The following is a 20,550-nucleotide window of genomic DNA, read 5'->3' on the forward strand; positions in this document are numbered from 1 at the left end:
AAGGGGTTTGTGAGTGAGTGCTCACTCACCTACGCTGGTCGGCATGCCACCCCGTGCCGCGCCACTCTCGCCCGAGGACAGGCGCGAGGCGTTGATCCGGGCGACCCGGCCGTTGCTCTACGACCACGGCCGGGGAGTGACGACCAAGCTGATCGCCGAGGCCGCCGGCGTCGCGGAGGGCACGATCTTCCGGGTGTTCTCCTCGAAGGAGGAGCTGATCGACGCGACCGTCACCCGGGCCTTCGAGCCCGGCGACGTGCTGCGCCGCCTCGACGAGATCGACCCCGGGCTGCCGCTGCGTGAGCGGATGCTCGCGATGACGTCGATCCTGCAGCAGCGGTTCCTCGCGATCTTCGGACTGATGCGCGCGATGGGGACCGTCGGCCCGCCGCAACACCTGCACGACCGGCCCGAGCTCAAGAAGGGGCTCGAGGACGTGCGCCACCGCCTGCTCGCCCTCATTGCCCCGGACGCGGACCGGCTGACCCTGCCGCCCGAGCAGGTGCTCCACGTGTGGCGGCTGCTCACCTTCGCCGGCTCCCACCAGGAGATCGCCGACAACGACCTGTTGGCCCCTGCCCAGATCGTCGACGTCGTCCTGAACGGCGTCGAGAGGAGGGACGGCTGATGCTGCCCCGCATGCTCCGCACCTACCTGTCGCCGTACAAGGGCTGGCTCTCAGCGATCGTGCTGCTGCAGTTCACGGCGACCGCCGCGATGCTGTACTTGCCCAGCCTCAACGCCGACATCATCGACAAGGGCGTCGCCCGCGGCGACACCGACTACGTCGTGAAGATCGGCGGCGTCATGCTCGCCGTGTCGCTCGTCCAGGCGGCGTGCTCGATGGCGTCGGCGTGGTTCGGTGGCCAGGCCGCGATGGCGTTCGGTCGCGACCTGCGCAAGGCCGTGTTCGGCCGGGTCGGGAGCTTCTCGGCCCGTGAGGTGTCCACCTTCGGTGCGCCGTCCCTGATCACCCGCGCCACCAACGACGTCCAGCAGGTGCAGATGCTGGCGATGATGGTGTGCCTGATGGGCGTGATGATCCCGATCATGATGATCGGTGGCGTCATCATGGCGATGCGCGAGGATCTCGGCCTGTCCTGGCTGGTCCTCGTGGTGGTCCCCGTCCTCTTCGTTTGCATCGGGCTCGTCGTGTCCCGCATGGTGCCGGCGTTCCAGACGGTGCAGGCCCGGATCGACGACGTCAACCGGATCCTGCGCGAGCAGATCACCGGCATCCGCGTCGTACGCGCGTTCGTCCGCGAACCGCAGGAGACGGCCCGGTTCGCCCGCTCCAACGACGACCTCACGGAGGTGTCGATCCGCGCCGGTCGCTGGATGGCGCTGATGTTCCCGCTCGTCATGGGCGTCACCAACGTCGCCATGGTTGGCGTGATCTGGTTCGGCGGCCACCGGGTCGACAGTGGCGAGATGGAGGTCGGCGCACTGACCGCCTTCCTCTCCTACCTGATGCAGATCCTGATGTCGGTGATGATGGGCACGTTCATGCTGATGATGATCCCGCGGGCATCGGTCAGCGCGGCCCGGATCGCCGAGGTGCTCGACACCGACTCCAGCGTGGTCCCGTCGGACCGTCCGGTCACCTCGGTCGACGTCGCCGGCCACCTCGACATCGAGGGTGTCGGGCTCACCTATCCCGGCGCTGAGGCACCCGTGCTGCGCGACGTGTCCTTCAGCGCCCGTCCGGGGCAGACGATCGCCCTGATCGGTTCCACCGGCGCCGGCAAGACCACGCTGGTCAACCTGGTTCCCCGGCTGCTCGACGCGACCGAGGGCGTCGTACGGGTCGACGGCGTCGACGTACGTGAGCTCGACCCGGAGCTGCTCTGGTCGAAGATCGGACTGGTGCCGCAGCGTGCCTTCCTCTTCTCCGGCACCGTCGCCACGAACCTGCGCTACGGCCGTGAGGACGCGACGGACGACGAGCTGTGGGCCGCGCTCGAGATCGCCCAGGCGGCGGACTTCGTGCGCGACATGCCCGTGGGCCTCGACACCCCCGTCGCTCAGGGCGGTACGACGGTCTCCGGTGGCCAGCGCCAGCGTCTGGCCATCGCCCGTGCGCTGGTACGACGACCGGAGATCTACCTCTTCGACGACGCGTTCTCCGCGCTGGACGTCGCCACCGATGCGCGACTGCGGGCGGCGCTGGCTCCCGTCACGCGTGACGCGACCGTGGTGATCGTCGGCCAGCGGATCGCCACGATCCGCGACGCCGACCTGATCCTCGTGCTCGAGGACGGTGAGGTGGTCGGCCGCGGCACGCACGACGAGCTGATGGCGGACGACCCGACGTACCAGGAGATCGCTGCCTCGCAAGGCATCACGACCGAGGAGGTCGTCGCATGAGCGACTCGAAGACGATGAAGACGACCGAGCGGATCGTCCAGCAGGGCGGACCCGGTCGCGGCCCGATGAGTGGCATGGTCGGCCAGAAGGCCGACAACTTCGGTGCCTCCGCCCGGCGCCTGGTGGGGCTGTTGCGTCCGGCACGGGGCCGGGCGTTCGCCGTACTGCTGCTCGGCATCGGCTCCGTCGCCTCCGTCGTCGTCGGGCCCTGGCTGCTCGGCAAGGCCACCGATGCTGTGTTCACCGGGTTCGTCGGCAAGCAGGTCGGCGAGCAGCTGCCCCCGGGCGCGACCAAGACCGACGCCATCGCGGCTGCGGAGTCGAGGGGTGACAGCCAGCTCGCCGACTTCCTGCGCGGGCTGGACCTCGTCCCGGGTCAGGGCGTCGACTTCGACAAGGTGGCCCACCTGCTGCTGATCACGCTGCTGATCTACGTCGGTGGCCAGGTGCTCGGCTGGTTGCAGGGCTGGTTCGTCAACGACGTGGTCCAGGCGACCGTGCGCAAGATGCGGTCCGACGTCGAGGACAAGGTGCACCGGCTGCCCCTGTCGTACTTCGACAAGCAGCCGCGTGGGGAGCTGCTGAGCCGCGTCACCAACGACATCGACAACGTCGCGCAGAACCTCCAGCAGACGATGAGCCAGCTGCTCACATCGCTGCTGATGGTCGTCGGCGTGCTCGGGATGATGTTCTGGGTCTCGCCCCTCCTCGCGCTGATCGCGCTGATCTCGGTGCCGATCGCGATGTTCACGACCGGCCGGATCATGAAGCGGTCGCAGAGCCAGTTCATCAACCAGTGGCGCCAGACCGGCAAGCTCAACGGCCAGGTCGAGGAGGCCATCTCCGGGCACGCACTGGTGTCGGTGTTCGGCCGTCGCGAGAGCGTCGAGGCGGGCTTCGACGAGGCCAACGAGGAGCTGTACCAGTCGTCGTTCCGCGCGCAGTTCATCAGTGGTCTCGTGATGCCCCTGATGATGCTCGTCGGCAACCTCAACTACGTGATCATCGCCGTCGTCGGTGGCCTTCGGGTCACCTCAGGGACGATGAGCATCGGCGACGTGCAGGCGTTCATCCAGTACTCCCGGATGTTCTCGCAGCCGATCACGCAGATCGCGTCGATGGCGAACCTCCTGCAGTCGGGCGTCGCCTCGGCGGAGCGGGTGTTCGAGCTGCTGGACGCCGAGGAGGAGACCGATGCCTCGGTGGTCGACACCGTGGACGCTGCCCGGGCCGCGGCCGCAGCGCGTGAGGAGACCCGTGGCGAGGTGGCGTTCGAGGGCGTGTCGTTCTCGTACGACCCGGACGAACCGCTGATCGAGGACCTGTCCCTCGTCGCCCACCCCGGCGAGATGGTCGCCATCGTCGGTCCGACCGGCGCAGGGAAGACCACACTGGTCAACCTGATCATGCGGTTCTACGAGCTCAACGCCGGCCGGATCACCCTCGACGGCACCGACATCACCGACGTCTCCCGCGCGGAGCTGCGCAGCAGGATCGGCATGGTGCTCCAGGACACCTGGCTGTTCGAGGGCACGATCCGCGACAACATCGCCTACGGCCGTCCCGACGCGACCGAGGAGGAGGTGCGGGTGGCGGCCCGGGCGACGTACGTCGACCGCTTCGTGCACTCCCTGCCCGACGGCTACGACACCCGTGTCGACGACGAGGGCTCGAACCTGTCCGCCGGTGAACGCCAGCTGATCACCATCGCGCGGGCCTTCCTCGCCCAACCTGCGTTGCTGATCCTCGACGAGGCGACGTCGTCGGTCGACACCCGTACGGAGCTGTTGCTGCAGCACGCGATGGCGGCGCTGCGCACCGACCGGACGTCGTTCGTGATCGCCCACCGGCTCTCCACGATCCGCGACGCCGACCTCATCCTGGTGATGGAGAACGGCCGGATCGTGGAGCAGGGTTCGCACGCGGAGCTGCTGGAGCGGGACGGTGCATTCGCGCGACTGCACGCGGCGCAGTTCGCTGCTGCTGTCAGCTGAGCCCGCACGCGGCGTACCAACCGAATTTGTCGCTCCGGACCCGTCCGGAGGACAAATCTGGTTGGTGCGCGAGCCTCCACATCAGCAGTCGTACTGGAAGTACGGCTTCTCCCCGCCCGTGACGGCGATCCGGGCGATTCTGGTGTCGTCGGTGACGTCCTCGGGCAGTGCGTCGAGCAGGAACCCGAGGTAGGCCAGGCCGTCCTCCTCGGCGGGCGGGTAGACCGACGACGTCTCCTCGAACCCGTCAGCGACGGGTGCCGTGATGTTCGGGAACGCACGCTTGAGCTCGCCGTACGTCGACCCGACCTCGAGGTCCCCCTGTTGGGTGTGCGGCCCGGGGACCGACACGGACAGCTGGGTGATCGTGGCGTCCTGGTCGGTGAGCACGAGGAGCTGCTGGGCCGTCGGGTCGGCCGCCCAGTGGATCACCTCGCCTCCGCAGAGCACCGCACCGTCCTCGAACAGCCCGGTCGGCGTCCACTGCGCGCGCGTCATGCCCACGCGCGCCTCGCCGATGGACCCCGGCAGGATGACCAGGTGATCGAGGTCGTCCCTGGCCGAGGGGCTGGTCGTGGGGCTGGTCGTGGGGCTGGTCGTGGGTGTGATCGGGGTCGTCGTCGCGGTCTCGTCCTTCGCAGCGGCGGGGGCGCCCTCGTCGCTGCATCCTGCGAGCAGGGTGGTCGCGGCGAGCAGCAGGGCAACGGCGGCGGGTGTACGGCGCAGGCAGTGGGTGGTCATGCCTGGTCCGACGACGCGGGCGCAGAAAATGTTGCCGGAAAATCCCGTTGTGTCGGCGCCGGTGCCGACCTACCGTTGTCGCACACGGGAAAGGAGGTGGTCCGAAGAATGATTTCTTTGAGGACGCGTGAGGTGGCTGCCCGCTAGCAGCCCGAGTACGAACTGGTCGGCTTCGTCGACCAGGGCTGCTCGCGAAATCACAGCAGCCACCCGACCCGCAGGTGCACCGGGACGTCCCCCGGTCAGGTCCACCGGACCACGCCTGCGGGTCGCTGCATTTTTCACCGCCCCGTACGACGCGAGCTCGCTCGCGGCGTACGGATCAGGCGGGGAGGTCGAGTAGGGCCGCGACCGAGGGACGAGGTCGTGACGCCCGTATCGAGACCGAGTCGATGGCGCAGCCAGGTCGCTGCGACAAGTTGCCGACGTCAACCAATTCAGTTATGGTTGACGAATGGCAACCAATCAGACCGCTACCGCGGAACCGGGCCAGATGACCCACCGCGAGATCATGGAAGCCCTGACCGGGCTCCTGCTCGCCATGTTCGTGGCGATGCTCTCCAGCACCGTGGTGAGCAACGCCCTCCCGGCGATCGTCACCGACCTCCACGGCAGCCAGACCGGCTACACGTGGATCGTCGTGGCGACGCTGCTCACCATGACCGCGACCACCCCGATCTGGGGCAAGCTCGCGGACCTGTTCAGCAAGAAGCTCCTCGTGCAGGCCGCCTTGATCATCTTCTCCATCGGCTCGGTCATCGCCGCGCTGGCGCCCAGCATGGGCGTGCTGATCGGCGCCCGCGCGATCCAGGGCCTCGGCGTCGGCGGGCTGACCGCACTGGTCCAGGTCGTGATCGCCTCGATGGTCTCCCCGCGTGAGCGCGGTCGTTACAGCGGCTACATCGGCGCGGTCTTCGCGACCGCCACCGTGAGCGGTCCGTTGCTCGGCGGTCTCGTCGTCGACAGCCCCCTCGGTTGGCGCGGCTGCTTCATGATCGGCCTCCCCGTGGCGGCACTCGCCTTCGTCGTGCTCCAGAAGACGCTGCACCTGCCGGTGGTCAAGCGCCAGGTGAAGATCGACTACGCCGGCGCCACCCTGATCATGGGCGGCATCAGCCTGATCCTCGTCTGGGTCAGCCTGGCCGGCACCAACTTCGACTGGATCTCCGGTACGTCGGCGGCCCTCGTCGGCGGCAGCGTGGCCCTCATCGGCGCGGCCCTGTGGGTCGAGGCGCGGGTGGCCAGCGAGCCGGTCATCCCGCTCCGCCTCTTCCGTGACCGTACGACGGCGCTGGCGACCGCCGCGTCGGTGATGATCGGCGTGGCCATGTTCGGGGCGACGGTCTACCTCAGCCAGTACTTCCAGCTCGCTCGCGGCATGAGCCCGACCGAGGCCGGCCTGATGTCGATCGCCATGGTCGGCGGCCTGCTGGTCTCGAGCATCGTCAGCGGCCGGATCATCTCCGAGACGGGACTGTGGAAGCGGTGGCTGGTCGGCGGCATGGTCCTGGTCATGGTCGGTCTCGCGCTGCTCGGCACGATCGACGCGCACACCGCGCTGTGGGTCGTCGGCGGCTACATGGCGATCGTCGGCATCGGTCTGGGTGCCACCATGCAGAACCTCGTGCTCGCGGTCCAGAACAACGCCTCCCCGCAGGACCTCGGAGCGGCCAGCTCGGTCGTGGCGATGTTCCGCTCGATCGGTGGCTCCGCCGGTGTCGCCGCGCTCGGCGCGGTGCTCGCGCACCAGGTCACCAGCGGCGTCAAGGACGGCATCGCCAGCCTCGTCAGTTCCGGCAAGATCACGCCTGAGCAGTTGGCCACGATGGAGCACTCCACCGGGGACATCCCCGACCTGGCCAGCCTGCCGCTCCCGATCCGCGCGCTCTACGAGAACTCGTTCGGTGAGGCCGTGGGCCACCTGTTCCTGGTGTCGGTTCCGTTCACGATCGTGGCGTTCCTCTGCATCCTGTTCATCAAGGAGGTGCCGTTGCGCACCACCACCGGACCGGTGGTCGAGGACTCCGAGCTGGAGGCCGTGCGATGAACGCCCAGACCGATGCCCGGATTGATGACCGGGCCGATGACCGGATCGACGTGGTCCGCGAGCTCGAGTCCGAGGTCGGCGTACTGATCCGGAGGATCCGCCGGGTCATCGGTGAACGGGCCCGCGCGGTGCACCCGGAGCTGCTGCCGGCGTCGTACCTGATGCTCGCCTACGTCCGCGACCACGAGCCGATCCGGGCTTCCGCGATGTGCGCGGTGTTCGACATCGACAAGGGGGCGATCAGTCGTCAGGTGCAGCACCTGATCGACCTCGGCCTCGTCGACAAGCAGCCCGACCCCGAGGACGGCAGGGCCACCCTGCTCAGCATCAGCACGGAGGGCGAGCAGCGTCTCGAGGCGGTTGCGGTCGAACGTCGCGAGCTCCTGGCCGAGCGGCTCGCCGACTGGTCGGCCGACGAGCTGACCGCATTCTCCGGGTCGCTGCGTCGCTACAACGACGCGCTCGGGATCCCCGCCGACCGCTGAGTCACCCCACCCGGGTCAGCGCAGCCAGACAGCGGTGTCGGGCGGCAGCAGGCCGTCGATGACCGGTCCGCTGCTGATCAGCACCTCGCCGTCGGGCAGGGCCTTCGGGTACTTGCTGGTGTTGAGCAGCACGGTCACCCCCGCCCGTCGTACGACGAGCAGCTTGCCCTGCGTGGTGGCCTCCGTGGTCTCGTCGGCTCCGGCGAACACGTCGCGACGAGCGGCGAGCGCCCGGCGGTAGAACGCCAGGGTCGAGGCGTCGTCGTCCTGCTGGGCGTCAACGGTCAGGTCCGTCCAATCATCGGGCTGGGGAATCCACGGTTGGCCCGTCCCGCCGAAGCCGTACGGCGGCGCGGACCCGGACCACGGCAACGGCACCCGGCAGCCGTCCCGACCGGGCTCGCCGGTGCGGAACCAGGAGGGGTCCTGGCGCGCCTCGGGCGGCACGTCCACCTGCTCCAGACCGAGCTCCTCGCCCTGGTACAGGTAGGCCGAGCCCGGCAGGGCGAGCATGGCGAGGGTGGCCGCGCGGCCGCGCGCGAGGCCGACCGGCCCGCCGCCGTACCGCGTGGGGTGGCGGATGACGTCGTGGTTGGACAGCACCCAGGTGGGGGCGGACGCGGCGGCGCTGACTGCGGCGATGGAGTTGTTGACGACCTCGGCGAAGTCCTTCGCCGACCAGGGGGTGCCGAGCCAGCCGAAGTTGAAGGCCTGGTGGAGCTCGTCGGGGCGGATGAAGAGCGCCATCGACTCGGCCGTCTGGGTCCAGGCCTCGGCGACGGCCATCCGTTCGCCGGGGTAGGAGTCGAGGACCTTGCGCCAACGGCGGTAGACGTCGTGCACCTCCGGCTGGTCCCACATCGGTTCGTCCTTGAGGACGCGCTCGACCATCGACTCGGCGACCTTCGGCTTCTTCTTGCCGGACTTCTTGCCGGACGTGTCGGTGGCTGGCTCCGGGCGGACCTGGTCCCGCAGTGCCGCCTCCTTGTAGAGGCCGTGCGCCACGTCGACCCGGAACCCGTCGACGCCCCGGTCGAGCCAGAACCGCAGCACGCCCTCGAACATGTCGCCGACCTCGGGGTTGCGCCAGTCGAGGTCGGGCTGCGAGGTGTCGAACAGGTGGAGATACCAGGAGCCGTCGGGTACGCGTGTCCAGGCCGGCCCGCCGAAGATCGACAGCCAGTTGTTCGGCGGCTCGCTCCCGTCGGGACCGCGGCCCTCGCGGAACAGGTAGCGGGCGCGCTCGGGCGAGCCGGGTGCGGCAGCCAGGGCCGCCCGGAACCACGCGTGCTGGTCCGAGGTGTGGTTCGGGACGAGATCGACGATCACCCGCAGGCCGAGTCCGTGCGCGGTCTCGAGCAGGGCGTCGGCGTCGGCCAGGCTGCCGAACAGTGGATCGACGTCGGTGTAGTCGGCCACGTCGTACCCGTGGTCCTTCTGGGGCGAGGTGTAGAACGGCGTGATCCACAGGGCGTCGACGCCGAGGTCGCGCAGGTACGGCAACCGCGAGGTGATCCCGGGCAGGTCGCCGATCCCGTCGGCGCCCATCTCGTCGGCGAAGCTGCGGACGTAGACCTGGTAGACGACGGCGTCGCGCCACCACGGGGCGTTGGTCATCGGAACTCCTCGGGGTCGATGGCGATCCAGACGTGTTCGGCGCTGGCGACGACGTCGCCGCCCTCGCCGTAGAGCGTCGCGGCGGTGAAGGTCTTGCGCCCCTCGATCCGACGCTCCTCGCCGACGATGACGTAACGCTCGGAGGTGCGAGGCAGGCGTCGGACCTGGGTGGTGATGCGGCCGAGGACGGCCGGCCGGCCTTCGAGGTCGCTGGACCAGCCGCCGGGGCAGTCGAGGGCGGCCCAGGTCAGCGCCACGCCGGTCTCGTACGGCGACCAGGTGCTCGCCACGCGGCCATCGTCCGGGGAGCTGCGGGCCTCGTCAGGGAGCGGCCCGGCGAAGATCCGGAGTCCGTCGCCGGGACGCCGGTCCGTGCCACAGACGAAGCAGCGCGCGAACGGGTGCTTGCCATGTCCGCGGAACGCGGCCTCCGCAACGGCGGCGACCCCGACGGAGACGGGCGCGACCGGTGACGGGTCGAGGTCGGCGTACACGGCATCGGCGACGGGGCGACCGTCGTGGCTCAACGTGGCCCCGGCAGCCGTGACGCTGACCTGCATCGGTGTCTCCAGCGGCGGCGGCTGGCGCAGGGTCACCGTGACCGACTGGCCGATGGCCTGGTCGGGGAGGGTCGACGCCAGGGCGCCGGCGACCCAGCCCCCGTTGCCGGATCGGGGCGGACCGTTGAAGCGGCGGGGGACAGCGAGCGTGGTCACGCGCCAAGCCTGCCAGCCGATAGGACAGAATGGGTTACGTGAGCGATCTCATCGACACCACAGAGATGTACCTCCGCACGATCTACGAGCTGATCGAGGAGGGCATCACGCCGCTGCGCGCGCGCATCGCCGAGCGCCTGCACCAGAGCGGACCCACGGTGTCGCAGACGGTTGCCCGCATGGAGCGCGACGGCCTGCTCACGGTCGAGGGCGACCGCCACCTCCAGCTGACCGAGGACGGCCAGCGTCTCGCCACCCGCGTCATGCGCAAGCACCGGCTGGCCGAGCGACTCCTCGTCGACGTCATCGGCCTGGACTGGGAGCTCGTGCACGAGGAGGCGTGCCGCTGGGAGCACGTCATGTCCGAGACCGTCGAGCGCCGCCTGCTGGAGCTGCTCAACCACCCGACCGAGTCGCCGTACGGCAACCCGATCCCGGGTCTGGGCGAGCTCGGCGAGGAGAACGTCGGCGAGCGCTTCATGGCCGACGTCGAGCCGCTCTCCAAGGCTGCCGGCCCCGAGGTGTCGCGGGCCCTGGTCCGCCGCATCTCCGAGGAGATGCAGAAGGACGAGGCACTGATGAGCGCGATGCGTCGCGTGGGTGCCCTGCCCGACAAGACGATCACGATCCAGGCCACCGCCGACGGCGTGCTGGTCGGCTCCGGTGGCGAGACCGCCGAGATCTTCCCTGAAGCGGCCGATCACATCTTCGTCAAGCGGCTCTGAGCCAGCTCGGGCAGCCAGTCGGTGGTGCCGGCCTCGACCTTGTGGGTCGCCAGCGCGTCGCCGCGCGTCGGTCCGCGGTTGACGATCACCACGGGTATTTCGTGCTGTGCTGCGCGACGCACGAACCGGAGACCACTCATCACGGTCAGGCTCGACCCGGCGACGAGCAGGGTGCCGTTCGTGTCTGCCAGCGCCTCCACGGCCGTGTAGCAGCGAGCCACGCGTTCCTTCGGCACGTTCTCGCCGAAGAACACGACGTCCGGCTTCAGCAGGCCGCCGCACTTCTCGCACGGGGGTACGACGAACCCGGCCGTCTCCTCGAGAGCGACGTCGCCGTCCGGGCGGTCCGCAACGTCCGCGTGCCGGGTGGCCCAGCCAGGGTTGGCGCGCTCGAGCCGTTCCTGCAGCGCAGTGCGGGCCGTCGTACTCCTGCAGGAGAGGCAGATGACGTCGGCGACGCGGCCGTGCAGGGCGACCAGGTTCGGGGTGCCGGCGGCTTCGTGGAGGCCGTCGACGTTCTGGGTGATCACGAGGTCGGCGCCGAGCGCGGCGACCGCGTGGTGCCCGGCATTCGGGGCGGCGTGGCCCATGCGTGCCCAGCCGAGGTGGCTGCGCGCCCAGTACCGCTGGTGGGCGGCGGGCGTGGCCACGAACTCCTGGTAGGTCATCGGCGTCCGAACGGGCGCCAAGGGGCCGCGGTAGTCCGGGATGCCCGAGTCGGTGGAGAGGCCGGCGCCGGTCAGCACGACCAGCGGGCCGCGCGCGCAGAGCGCGAGTGCGGCCGGTCCGGCCGACTCAGCCGTAGCGGAGCTTGGCACGTTCGCGGGCCTTCGCTGCCTCGACCTCGCGGTCCTTCGGCGGCGCCGCGCTGACGAGGTCCTCCAGCAGGTGCTGGGTGATGTGGGCGATCTCGGCGACGGCCTTGTCGAACGCGGCCTGGTTGGCCTGGCTCGGCCTGGTCGCTCCGCTGACCTTGCGGACGTACTGCAGGGCAGCCGCCGTCACCTCGTCGTTGGTCGCCGGGGGCTCGAAGTTGTGGAGTGTCCGGATGTTGCGGCACATGCTCCGAGCGTACGCCGCGGCCCTCGTCGTACCTGACGAATCTGCTCCGAATTCGCCGCATCGACGACAGGTTCGTCAGGTACGTGCGGGTTGCGGCCAGGGCGCACAATGACCGGATGAGATCTCGGATCGGGGCAGTGGCGGCCGTCCTCGCGGTGAGCCTGCTGCTCGGCGGCTGCGGCGGAGACGACGCCCCGGAGGGCGGGACCCATGAGTCCAGCCAGCCGACAGGTACGACGAGCACGACGAGCGGCGCGCCCGAGCAGGAGCCGTGGCAGGCACTCGACGGTCCCCTCGGCCGCTGTGGACCCCAGCCTTCGGACGTGACTGACGCCGGGTTCGCGCCGACCGTGCTGCAGGACGAGGCGATCGGGAAGATCACCGCCGTGACGGCCGGAACCGGGCCGACGGTCGCGATCCTGCTCCACCAGACCGATGGCAACGGCTTGTGCGGCTGGTTGCCGTACGCCGCTGACCTGGTCGCCGAGCCGGGCGTGCAGGTCCTGGCGATCGACCTGTGCGGGTTCGGTGAGTCGGACTGCCCCGGTGGCCGCCGGTCGGGGGCGGCGCAGGCCGATGCGGTCACCATCGCCGTGAAGGAGGCACGGACCAGGCTGCACGCCACCCGGGTCGTCGTGGTCGGTGCGTCGATGGGCGGCAGCGTTGCGCTGATGGCGGCTGCGGGTGACGTGAAGATCGACACGGCCGTGGACTTGTCCGGCCCGCTGGACTGGGACGGCATCGAGGTCATCGACGGTGGACGGGCACTCCGGGTCCCGGTGTTGGTCGCCATGGCCGATGACGAAGGCGAGGACGCGGTCGCCGGGTCGCAGTCGATCGTCGACCAGGCACCGGAGAGCAGCCGGTTCGAGCCGGCCGAGTCCGGCCACGGCTACCGGCTGCTCCTCGACGGTGACGCCCGGCCCACCGCGCTCGCCGACACGGTCAGCGCCTGGATCCGCGGCTGACCGTTCCTACAGTTCGAAGAACTGCGCGTCCTCGCCGGTCACCAGCACCACCCGCCCGTCCGGCATCGGCAGCGCGCGGACGTCGTCCACGTCGTCGCCGTACTCCACCTGCTGGAGGCGCTCGTGGAGCTTGCCGTCCTTGACCCGGACCACCGACACGTAGCCGATCCGGCGGCTCGTGTACTTCTCCAGCACCGTGAGCGCCACTCGCTCGTCGGGAAGCCACGTGAAGGCGCGCGGGTCCATGCCGGCGCGAGCCACCGTGTTGGCGTCGTAGTTGTGCACGTCCATGCGCCGGACGTTCGTGACGTCGCGGACGTTGAACAGGGCGATCTGGGCGCCCCAGCCCCTCTTGCCGTTGGGGCCCTCGCCGACGCCGATCATCCGGTTCGGCCCGAGCGGGTGGAGGTACGACGAGAAGCCCGGGATCTTGAGCTTGCCGAGGAGCTTCGGCTTCGCGGTGTCGCTCAGGTCGATCGCGTAGAGCGGGTCCACGTTGCGGAAGGTCACCATGATCGCCAGGCCGTCGAACCAGCGCATCGACTTGATCTCCTCGTTGCGTCCGAGGTTGTCGAGGCGGCCGTGCTCGACCAGGTCCTCACCGTCGCGCTGGAACGTGACGATCGAGTTGAAGTTGCCGGTCTCCTGGGTCGGCCCGACGGCCAGGCGCAGTACGCCGTCGGCCTCGTCGATCGACCAGCGGTCGCGGATCGCACCCTCGACCTCGCCGGACGCCACGTGCGTGGCCTGCTTGCCGTCCAGCTCGAAGTCGAAGAGGTACGACGACCCGCTGGTCGTGCCGCGGATGCGGCTGCCCATGCACTCGTCGAAGCACCGGTCCATGGGGCCGCCCCAGCCGCCGCCCGTGGCGAGGTAGAGGTGGTCCGCCGACTCGTAGGCGATGCCGGTCTGGCCGGCGAGGCCGATCGCGTCGACCTTGTCGGGTGACTCGGCGTCGAAGCCGACCACGCTGGTGGTGTCGAGAGCGAGGTCGTCGGACGGGATCGCGACGTTCGTGCAGTCGAGGAGCTGCTGGCTCTTGTCGTCCGTGGTGATCGTGGGCAGCCAGTCCTCGATCTTGGAGTCCTTGACCAGCTTGCGGTTGTGCTTGCGCGCCTTGTTGTCGCTGCGCTTGCCGCCCGGTTCGACGAAGTCGAAGTCCGGCAGGCCCGAGGACAGCACCAGCCGGATGGTCGAGCCGTGCTGGCGGGCCGAGGACAGCCCGGAGTCGTAGGTGACGTCGTGGGTGACCTTCGGCTTCGCCGGGTCGGCGAGCGAGATGGTCAGCACCCGGGTGCCGGTGGGCTGGACGTAGCCGTAGCCGTACTCGTCGCTCGGGCGGTCCTCCGCGTCATCGTCGGCGCCGATCGCGACGACGGTGTCGCCGCTCAACAGGATCTCGGCGTTCTCCAGCCCGGGCAGCCCGATCCGGCCGAGCTTCTTCGTGGAGGACCCGGTGACGTCGTACACGACGAGGGCGTCGTCGCGGACCAGGGTCAGGATCTTGCCGTCGGTCTTGGCGGTGTCCGGCTCGTCGACCGCCATCTCCTGGACGTTGGTGCCGGTCTCGCTGCTCTCCTGGCGGCTGGTCTGGGGGATGCGCGCGGCCGAGTTGAGGCTCTTGTAGTCGCGACGCATCGCGCCGGTGCCGTCGGTGAGGGTCCCGCTGAGCCGATCGAGGCCTCCGAGCTGCACCCCGTCCTCCGCGTAGTAGATCGGCCCGCCCCCGCCCCAGCCGTACGGCCCGACCAGGTCGAGCGCCCGGTTGATGTAGGTCTCCAGCAGGTCGTCACAGTTCTTCGCGGGCTCCAGGTCCGCCTGGAACGCCACATGGCTCGGCAGTGCCTCGGCGCCCGGCGGGTTGCCGCCACCGCCCGAGCCGTCGTCGACGAGCATCCCGGTCAGGAACGCGCCGGCCAGCCCGGTCACGGCGGCCGCCGTCAACAGCGGTCGTACGACGATCCGCCGGCGGTGCTGCTGGCCCTTGGTCGCCGCGGCGAGGATCGCGCCGGTCGGCGCCTTGCCGACGGGGTAGTCGTCCCAGAGGTTCTCGAGGTCGGTCATTTCTTCGTCCCTCCGGAGAGATCGAGGAGGTGGTCGTTGGAGGCGAGGTGGGCCAGCGCACGGGACAGCCGGCTCTTCACGGTGCCGGGCGGTATTCCGAGTGCCTCGGCGGTCTGCTTCTCGGTGAGCTGCACGAAATAGCGCAGCACCACCACGTCGCGGTTGGGCTTGGTCAGGGTGCCGAGCGCTCGCTGTACGGCGTCGGCGACGGCGAGCCGCTCGGCGGAGTCCCCGCCCACGGCACGGTCACTGCGTTCGAGGGAGCGCGGGTCGTCGTACTGCCGGTCCTTCCACCATCGGGTGCGCCGGGTGTCGCGCAGGCAGTTGAGGAGCATCCGGTAGACGTACGCCTCGCGGTTGTCGGCGGAGTTGACCCGCTCCCAGCCGGTGTAGCAGCGCACGAGGGTGGTCTGCGCGAGATCCTCGGCCTCGTGCGGCCGGGCGCCGAGGAAGATGGCCGCCCGCACCAGGGTCGGCCAGCTCTGCTCGACATAGTCGGCATAGACCGCTTCGGTCTCGGGATCCACGTGCGCTCCGTTGTTTCGATGATGTGCTGAACCTATGACGCAGCCGACCCGCGTCGGGGTTCCATCGGATTCCACGTCAGTGCGAGAGTGGACCCCATGGCTTCCTCCCCGCGCCCCTATGACGTCGTCCTGTTCGGAGCCACCGGCTTCACGGGTGGACTCACCGCCGACTACCTCGCCGAGCACGCACCGAAGGACCTGCGCTGGGCCCTTGCCGGTCGCAGCGAGAAGAAGCTCGAGGCGGTCCGTGCGCGGCTGGCGGGCGTCAACCCGGCCCTCGCCGACCTCCCGCTGCTCGTCGCCGACGCCACCGATGCGGCCGCACTGGCCGAGGTGGTCGCCACCACCAAGGTCGTCGCGACCACGGTCGGCCCCTACATCGAGTACGGCGGCCCGCTGGTCGCCGCGTGCGCCGCTGCCGGCACCGACTACGTCGACCTGACCGGCGAGCCCGAGTTCGTCGACCGCACCTACGTCGAGCACAACGCCGCCGCCGAGGGCTCCGGCGCACGGATCGTGCACTCCTGCGGCTTCGACTCGATCCCGCACGACCTGGGCGCCTACTTCACCATCAAGGAGCTGGAGAAGGAGGTCGGCGGCGAGCTGACCGCCCCCGTCAAGATGCGCGGCGTGGTGCGCTCGAAGGCGGGCTTCTCCGGCGGCACGTTCCACTCGGCGCTGACGGCCTTCTCCCGCGCCCGCCAGATGAAGGAGGCCTCCGGCGCCCGCCGCAAGATGGAGCCGCGTCCCGAGGGTCGCCGTTCGCGCGCGACCGCCGGACGACCCGGCCGTGACAGCGAGCTCGGCTACTGGCTGCTGCCGCTGCCGACCATCGACCCGTTCGTGGTGGCACGCAGCGGGGCCGCGCTGCCGTCGTACGGCCCGGCCTTCACGTACTCGCACTTCGCCGGCACCAAGACCCTGCGGTACGCCGCGGGTGGCGCGGTCGGCGCCAGCGGAATCGCTGTCGCTTCCCAGGTGCCGCCGCTGCGCAATGCGCTGCTCAAGCGGGTGCCGCAGGGCGAAGGCCCGTCGGCGAGCCGGCGCGAGAAGTCCTGGTTCACCGTCGACTTCGTGGCGGAGTCGGCCGGGACCACCGTGCGCACGCGGGTCTCCGGTGGCGACCCGGGCTACACCGAGACCGCCAAGATGCTGGCCGAAGCGGCGTTGTGCCTCGCCCTGGACGACAACCCGAACGTGTCGGGACAGGTCACCACAGCCACCGCGATGGGCGACACCCTGCTGGCCCGCCTGGAGCGGGCCGGGATCACCTTCGAACGGCGCTGACGCTCGCCGTACACAAGTGAAACGGCCGCCCGGCAAAGCCGGGCGGCCGTCTCGTTTGCGGGCTGTGGCCCCACTCCTCAGCCCACGTCGGTGGGGTGGCGGTCAGCGGTTGGCCACCATCCGACGGCGGGCGAGCAGTGAGCCCGCTGCCGTCACGACCCCGCCACCGGCGAGGACCCAGGCCAGGTTGAGGCCCCCATCGGCACCGTCGTCGGACGAGCCGGCTCCGGCGTCGATCCGGTTCGGGAGCTGGACGTCCTCGGTGCCGCCGACCTCGTCGGACTTGTCGGCACCCTGGTCGGCCTTGTCGCCGCCCTTGTCGTTCTTGTCGGCCGGCACATCGGCCGGCACGTCCTCCGGCTTGTCGCCCGGGTCCGGGATGGCCAGGTCGTCAGGGCCCTGAGGCTTCGGGTCGTCGTCGCCCTCGGGGTTCGTGATGTCGCCCGGGCCGTGCGGCTTGGGGTCGTCGTCGCCCTCGGGGTTGGCGATGTCGTCCGGGCCCTGCGGCTGCGGGGCCGGGTCGTCGTCGTCCTGCGGGACGGCGATGTCGCCGGGTCCCTGCGGCTTCGGGTCCTCGTCGGGTGCCGGGATGGCGATGTCGCTGGGGCCTTCCGGCGTCGGGTCTCCGTCGTCGTGGGGCTGGGCGATGATGATCGGGCCGGGCTCGAAACCGTCGGCGTGGGCTGCCCCGGCGAAGCCGCCGAGGGCGAGCGCGCTGGCGGCGATCGGGGTGGCGATCAGCAGGCGGAAGGCGGCGCGGGTGGTGGCGTTCATGGTGTTCTCCTCAGGTCGGGTTCGGGCCCTTTCGCGGTGCCCGTTGGCTTGCGTTCTTGGTGGTAGGAGCAAGCCGGCCTGAGGACCTTGCAGATTTTCTGGAGAACTTTCCGGATTTCTTTTTTCGGGGCTCCGGGACCCCTGTGCGACGGCGGGCGCCGCTACAGGAACTGCACCGGGTCGAACTCCTCGATCGGGATGATTCGCACCCGCGGGAGGCGTTCGTTGAAGGCGTGCACGTCGTACTCGAGGTCGTAGAAGGCGAGACCCTGGTTGGCGAGCTGCAGGAACGCGTTGTTGCGGAACTCCGCGAACCCGACGACACCGACGCGCCGGCTTCCGTCCAGCAGGTCACGGATCTGGTCGACGAAGTCGCCGTCGTTGCTGACCAGGAGCACGTCGGCGTCGCGGTTCCTCAGCTCGACCAGCGTGCGCTGGATGGCGATGTCCACGACCTTCTCGCCGGCGTCGCCCGACAGCGGGATCGGCTTGTACCCGATCGCGATCAGCGCCTGCACGAACGACATCGGGAGCTCGTTGTTGGCGGCCAGGAAGAACAGACCGTTGGCCGGCTTGTCGGCACCCTCGCTCGCGAACTGCAGCAGCCGCTCCCAGCGGGGGCGTTCGTCGGGCCGGGGCCGTCGGCCCAGGATCGAGGACCCGAGCGTGGCGTCGATGTTCTCGCCGTCGACAAGGACGTACGTCGTGCGCGGTTCGTCGGCCATGTCCTGAGACTAGGGGGCGTTGCGCTCGCGTACGACGAACAGCGGCCTCCCGGTGATCCGGGAGGCCGCTGTTGCGTGGTGCTGTTGCGTGGTGCTGTTGCGTGGTGCTGGGGGTGTGGCTGGGGTCAGCGCGTGGTGGCCGCCCCCTTGCGGGCGAGCACGGAGCCCGCGGCGGCGACGGCGCCGCCACCGACGAGCAGCCAGACCAGGCCGGAGCCCTCCTCCTCGACCGGGCCGGCGCCGGCGTCGATCCGGGTCGGGACGACGACGTCGCTGTGCTCGGCCGGGGCCTGCTTGACGCTCTTGCCGCCCTTGTCGTTCTTGTCGGCGGGTACGTCGTCACCGGGCACCTCGTCCGCCGGGACGTCCTCGGGCTCGTCGGCCGGGTTCGGGCCGTCCTTGTCACCGGGGATCTGCGGGTCGTCGTCGCCCGGGTTCGGGCCGTCCTTGTCGCCGGGGATCTGCGGGCCGGGCTCGTCGTCACCCTCGGGGTTGGTGATGTCGCCGGGGCCCTCGGGGCGCGGGTCGTCGTCCTCGGGGTTGGCGATGTCACCGGGCCCTTCGGGGCGCGGGTCCTCGTCGTCGTGCGGCTGGACGATGACCGGGCCGGGGTTGGGGTCGAAGCCGGGGGTCTCGGCGTGAGCGGCTCCGGCGAAGCCGCCGATGGCGAGCGCGCTGGCGGCGATCGGGGTGGCGATCAGCAGGCGGAAGGCGGCGCGGGTGGTGGTGTTCATGGTGTCTCCTCGGTAGGTCGGGGCCTCTTGGCGGCTCCGTCTGTTTGGTTCGTTGGGGGTAGGAGCAACCCGCCAGCGAGACCTTGCAGAAACCTCGGAATGTTCTCGGAACTTCTTTCAGGCTTTGCCGATCCTGGTCGCGAACCGGCGGACCCACCGTTTCTGCCTCCACGTCTCGACGGCATGACGCCGATAGGTACGCCGGGTCCACGCCACCGCGTCGTTCGCCGGGTGGCCGGCGAGGACTGCCATGCAGGCGATGGCGGTACCGGTCCGGCCCATGCCACCCGCGCAGGTCACCTCGACGCGCTGTCCCTCACGAGCGCGCTGGTACGCCGCGACGATCGCCGCCTCGGCCGTGACCCGGTCGCGCGGCACCCGGAAGTCCGGCCAGTCGACGACCACGTACGGCCACGCGGGCAGCTCCCCGCTCCCGGGCCCGCCGAGGTGCAGGGTGAACTGCGGCAGTGGGCCGTCGGGCAGCGGCTCCCGCCGACCGCGACCCCGGATCGGGGTGCCGTCGGGCAGGAGGATGGAGCCGGTCAACACGTCAGCGAGCGTAGCGAGGAGGGGCTGCCGGCTCGATGTCGCAGAGCGAGGGAACGGGGTAATCCTGATCAACCAGGTTGATCAGGATTACCCCAATGAGCTTCGTATGGGCGCGACTACTCGTTCAGATCGAGCCCGGAGCGCAGGTTGTCCAACGCCGCCTGGATCTCTTGCCGCTCGGCATCGAGGGCCGTGCGGAACCCGGTCGTCGCCATACGGAACTGCGTGCTGGTGACGGCGCTTGCCTGCTCCGCGTCGAACCCGAACTCCTTCTCGAGCGCAGTGGTGGCGGCGTCGGTATCGGGCGCGGTGAGGATCAGGTCGAGCACCCGGTGCGGGTCGGTCAGCGCCGTCGCGATGGCATCCAGGAAGTGGAGCCGCTCCTCGGCGCGACGGATCTGTTCGCTCGTTGCTTCGTCGGCGGACACGGCGTTGATCGTAGGTCAGGGGCGGAACGGCGCGGATTGCGTCGGGGTTCGGGCTGTCGAAGAAGTAGCTCAGCTGACCGGCTTTGTCGAGGCCAGGTGCGCGTAGACCACCGTGTTGTCGGGGTACCCGGCTGCGGTGCGCTTGCCACCGCAGGTGATCAGCCGCAGCAGCGGCTCGTCGGTGTCGGGCCAGATCCTGTCGTACGGCAGGTGCTCCTTCGGTACGTCGTCCACGTCGTCGACCACGAACGTCGCGACCCCGTCGGCGCGGTGGATGCGGATCTCGTCGCCGGGCTGCAGCTTCGCCAGGTCCCAGAACACGTCCGGTCCGTCTGGGCCGTGGACGTGGGCGACCACGACCGCACCACCGGGCTCGCCGGGGCGCGGGCCGGGGCGATACCAGCCGGCCTTGCCGAAGTCCGGGGTGTCGAGCGAACCGTCGGCCTTGAGGCCGCGGCCGGACAGCTTCTCATCGACGCCGATCGCCGGCACCTCGAGCCGCGTCGGTACGGCGACCCGCACCGCCGGCTCCGGAGCAGCGGGTACGACGGGCGCGGGTGCGTTGTCGGCGAAGACCGCGGTTGTCGGGGGTGCGGTGACCGGCTCGGGCTGGGTGAGTTCGACGATGCCGAACGTGCCGGCGGCCAGACCGGCGAGCATGCCGATCACTGCCACGATCCGGGTCAGCCGTGCCTTGATGCCCATGACCTGTCCTCCTGCGTCGAGTGGTTACGCAGGTA

General features: G+C 70.0%; 21 protein-coding genes. 8 read left to right on the forward strand and 13 right to left on the reverse strand.

The genetic code is table 11. The annotated features are described in order from the left end of the window. Positions 1-43: 43 nt before the first annotated feature. The 3 genes from ASD84_RS15830 to ASD84_RS15840 are packed head-to-tail and all read left to right on the forward strand — an operon-like array spanning position 44 to position 4,361. Positions 44-628: a TetR/AcrR family transcriptional regulator gene (locus ASD84_RS15830; protein ID WP_082573639.1), complete on the forward strand. Its 585-nt coding sequence runs from the start codon at positions 44-46 to the stop codon at positions 626-628. After that, positions 628-2,367 (forward strand): ABC transporter ATP-binding protein, encoded by a 1,740-nt coding sequence (locus ASD84_RS15835; RefSeq protein ID WP_056712544.1) that lies wholly within the window; start codon positions 628-630, stop codon positions 2,365-2,367. Before ASD84_RS15830 ends, ASD84_RS15835 begins: the two co-directional genes overlap by 1 nt. Beyond that, positions 2,364-4,361: an ABC transporter ATP-binding protein gene (locus tag ASD84_RS15840; RefSeq protein ID WP_056712551.1), complete on the forward strand. Its 1,998-nt coding sequence runs from the start codon at positions 2,364-2,366 to the stop codon at positions 4,359-4,361. The genes ASD84_RS15835 and ASD84_RS15840 overlap by 4 nt, the downstream gene beginning before the upstream one ends. An 81-nt stretch (positions 4,362-4,442) precedes the next feature. Here the strand turns inward: ASD84_RS15840 and ASD84_RS15845 are convergent, their stop codons facing one another. Further along, the gene (locus tag ASD84_RS15845; RefSeq protein ID WP_056712553.1) at positions 4,443-5,102 is read right to left on the reverse strand and encodes a hypothetical protein; all 660 of its coding nucleotides are present in this window, start codon (positions 5,100-5,102) and stop codon (positions 4,443-4,445) included. 454 nt (positions 5,103-5,556) lie between these two features. Between ASD84_RS15845 and ASD84_RS15850 the strand changes: the two genes are divergently transcribed. Together ASD84_RS15850 and ASD84_RS15855 are read left to right on the forward strand one after the other, a co-directional pair. Next, a complete protein-coding gene (locus ASD84_RS15850) occupies positions 5,557-7,149 on the forward strand; it encodes an MDR family MFS transporter (protein ID WP_235531142.1) in 1,593 nt (530 codons plus the stop codon). Beyond that, entirely contained in the window at positions 7,146-7,634 is a 489-nt protein-coding gene (locus ASD84_RS15855; RefSeq protein WP_056712555.1) for a MarR family winged helix-turn-helix transcriptional regulator, read from the forward strand. Before ASD84_RS15850 ends, ASD84_RS15855 begins: the two co-directional genes overlap by 4 nt. A 15-nt stretch (positions 7,635-7,649) precedes the next feature. On the opposite strand, the gene ASD84_RS15860 is transcribed toward ASD84_RS15855, so the two are convergent. After that, positions 7,650-9,251: an alpha-amylase family glycosyl hydrolase gene (locus ASD84_RS15860; RefSeq protein WP_056712557.1), complete on the reverse strand. Its 1,602-nt coding sequence runs from the start codon at positions 9,249-9,251 to the stop codon at positions 7,650-7,652. Further along, on the reverse strand, positions 9,248-9,967 hold the full coding sequence (locus ASD84_RS15865) for a hypothetical protein (protein ID WP_056712559.1): 720 nt from the start codon (positions 9,965-9,967) through the stop codon (positions 9,248-9,250). The genes ASD84_RS15860 and ASD84_RS15865 overlap by 4 nt, the downstream gene beginning before the upstream one ends. A 38-nt stretch (positions 9,968-10,005) precedes the next feature. Between ASD84_RS15865 and ASD84_RS15870 the strand changes: the two genes are divergently transcribed. Then, positions 10,006-10,692: a metal-dependent transcriptional regulator gene (locus ASD84_RS15870; protein WP_056714726.1), complete on the forward strand. Its 687-nt coding sequence runs from the start codon at positions 10,006-10,008 to the stop codon at positions 10,690-10,692. Here ASD84_RS15870 and ASD84_RS15875 read toward each other — a convergent pair. After that, a complete protein-coding gene (locus tag ASD84_RS15875) occupies positions 10,668-11,510 on the reverse strand; it encodes a Sir2 family NAD-dependent protein deacetylase (protein ID WP_056712562.1) in 843 nt (280 codons plus the stop codon). The two genes, ASD84_RS15870 and ASD84_RS15875, sit on opposite strands and share 25 nt — an antisense overlap. Continuing rightward, the gene (locus ASD84_RS15880) at positions 11,488-11,754 is read right to left on the reverse strand and encodes a DUF2277 domain-containing protein (protein ID WP_056712564.1); all 267 of its coding nucleotides are present in this window, start codon (positions 11,752-11,754) and stop codon (positions 11,488-11,490) included. Before ASD84_RS15880 ends, ASD84_RS15875 begins: the two co-directional genes overlap by 23 nt. A 116-nt stretch (positions 11,755-11,870) precedes the next feature. Here ASD84_RS15880 and ASD84_RS15885 point away from each other — a divergent pair, with 116 nt between their 5' ends. Continuing rightward, positions 11,871-12,722 carry an alpha/beta fold hydrolase gene (locus tag ASD84_RS15885; protein WP_082573643.1) on the forward strand — a complete coding sequence of 284 codons (852 nt, stop codon included), beginning with the start codon at positions 11,871-11,873 and terminating at the stop codon, positions 12,720-12,722. Between the two features lie 6 nt (positions 12,723-12,728). Here the strand turns inward: ASD84_RS15885 and ASD84_RS15890 are convergent, their stop codons facing one another. Both ASD84_RS15890 and ASD84_RS15895 read right to left on the reverse strand, forming a co-directional pair. Further along, on the reverse strand, positions 12,729-14,786 hold the full coding sequence (locus ASD84_RS15890) for a beta-propeller domain-containing protein (protein WP_056712568.1): 2,058 nt from the start codon (positions 14,784-14,786) through the stop codon (positions 12,729-12,731). After that, on the reverse strand, positions 14,783-15,313 hold the full coding sequence (locus ASD84_RS15895; protein WP_056712570.1) for a SigE family RNA polymerase sigma factor: 531 nt from the start codon (positions 15,311-15,313) through the stop codon (positions 14,783-14,785). The genes ASD84_RS15890 and ASD84_RS15895 overlap by 4 nt, the downstream gene beginning before the upstream one ends. A gap of 96 nt (positions 15,314-15,409) precedes the next feature. Between ASD84_RS15895 and ASD84_RS15900 the strand changes: the two genes are divergently transcribed. Next, a complete protein-coding gene (locus tag ASD84_RS15900; RefSeq protein ID WP_056712572.1) occupies positions 15,410-16,600 on the forward strand; it encodes a saccharopine dehydrogenase family protein in 1,191 nt (396 codons plus the stop codon). 102 nt (positions 16,601-16,702) lie between these two features. On the opposite strand, the gene ASD84_RS15905 is transcribed toward ASD84_RS15900, so the two are convergent. The 6 genes from ASD84_RS15905 to ASD84_RS15930 all read right to left on the reverse strand — a co-directional run bounded on the left by ASD84_RS15905 (position 16,703) and on the right by ASD84_RS15930 (position 20,515). After that, entirely contained in the window at positions 16,703-17,374 is a 672-nt protein-coding gene (locus tag ASD84_RS15905; protein ID WP_056712573.1) for a hypothetical protein, read from the reverse strand. A 161-nt stretch (positions 17,375-17,535) separates the two neighbouring features. Continuing rightward, positions 17,536-18,099 (reverse strand): NYN domain-containing protein, encoded by a 564-nt coding sequence (locus ASD84_RS15910; RefSeq protein WP_056712575.1) that lies wholly within the window; start codon positions 18,097-18,099, stop codon positions 17,536-17,538. A 125-nt stretch (positions 18,100-18,224) separates the two neighbouring features. Continuing rightward, positions 18,225-18,833, reverse strand: coding sequence for a hypothetical protein (locus ASD84_RS15915; protein WP_056712577.1), 609 nt, complete (start codon positions 18,831-18,833; stop codon positions 18,225-18,227). A 117-nt stretch (positions 18,834-18,950) separates the two neighbouring features. Further along, positions 18,951-19,382 carry a protein-tyrosine phosphatase family protein gene (locus ASD84_RS15920; RefSeq protein WP_056712582.1) on the reverse strand — a complete coding sequence of 144 codons (432 nt, stop codon included), beginning with the start codon at positions 19,380-19,382 and terminating at the stop codon, positions 18,951-18,953. 116 nt (positions 19,383-19,498) lie between these two features. Further along, entirely contained in the window at positions 19,499-19,810 is a 312-nt protein-coding gene (locus tag ASD84_RS15925; RefSeq protein ID WP_056712584.1) for a hypothetical protein, read from the reverse strand. A gap of 69 nt (positions 19,811-19,879) precedes the next feature. Then, a complete protein-coding gene (locus ASD84_RS15930; RefSeq protein WP_056712587.1) occupies positions 19,880-20,515 on the reverse strand; it encodes a sortase domain-bontaining protein in 636 nt (211 codons plus the stop codon). Between the last annotated feature and the right edge of the window lie 35 nt (positions 20,516-20,550).

Source organism: Nocardioides sp. Root682, from assembly GCF_001427795.1.
Classification (GTDB): Bacteria; Actinomycetota; Actinomycetes; order Propionibacteriales; family Nocardioidaceae; genus Nocardioides.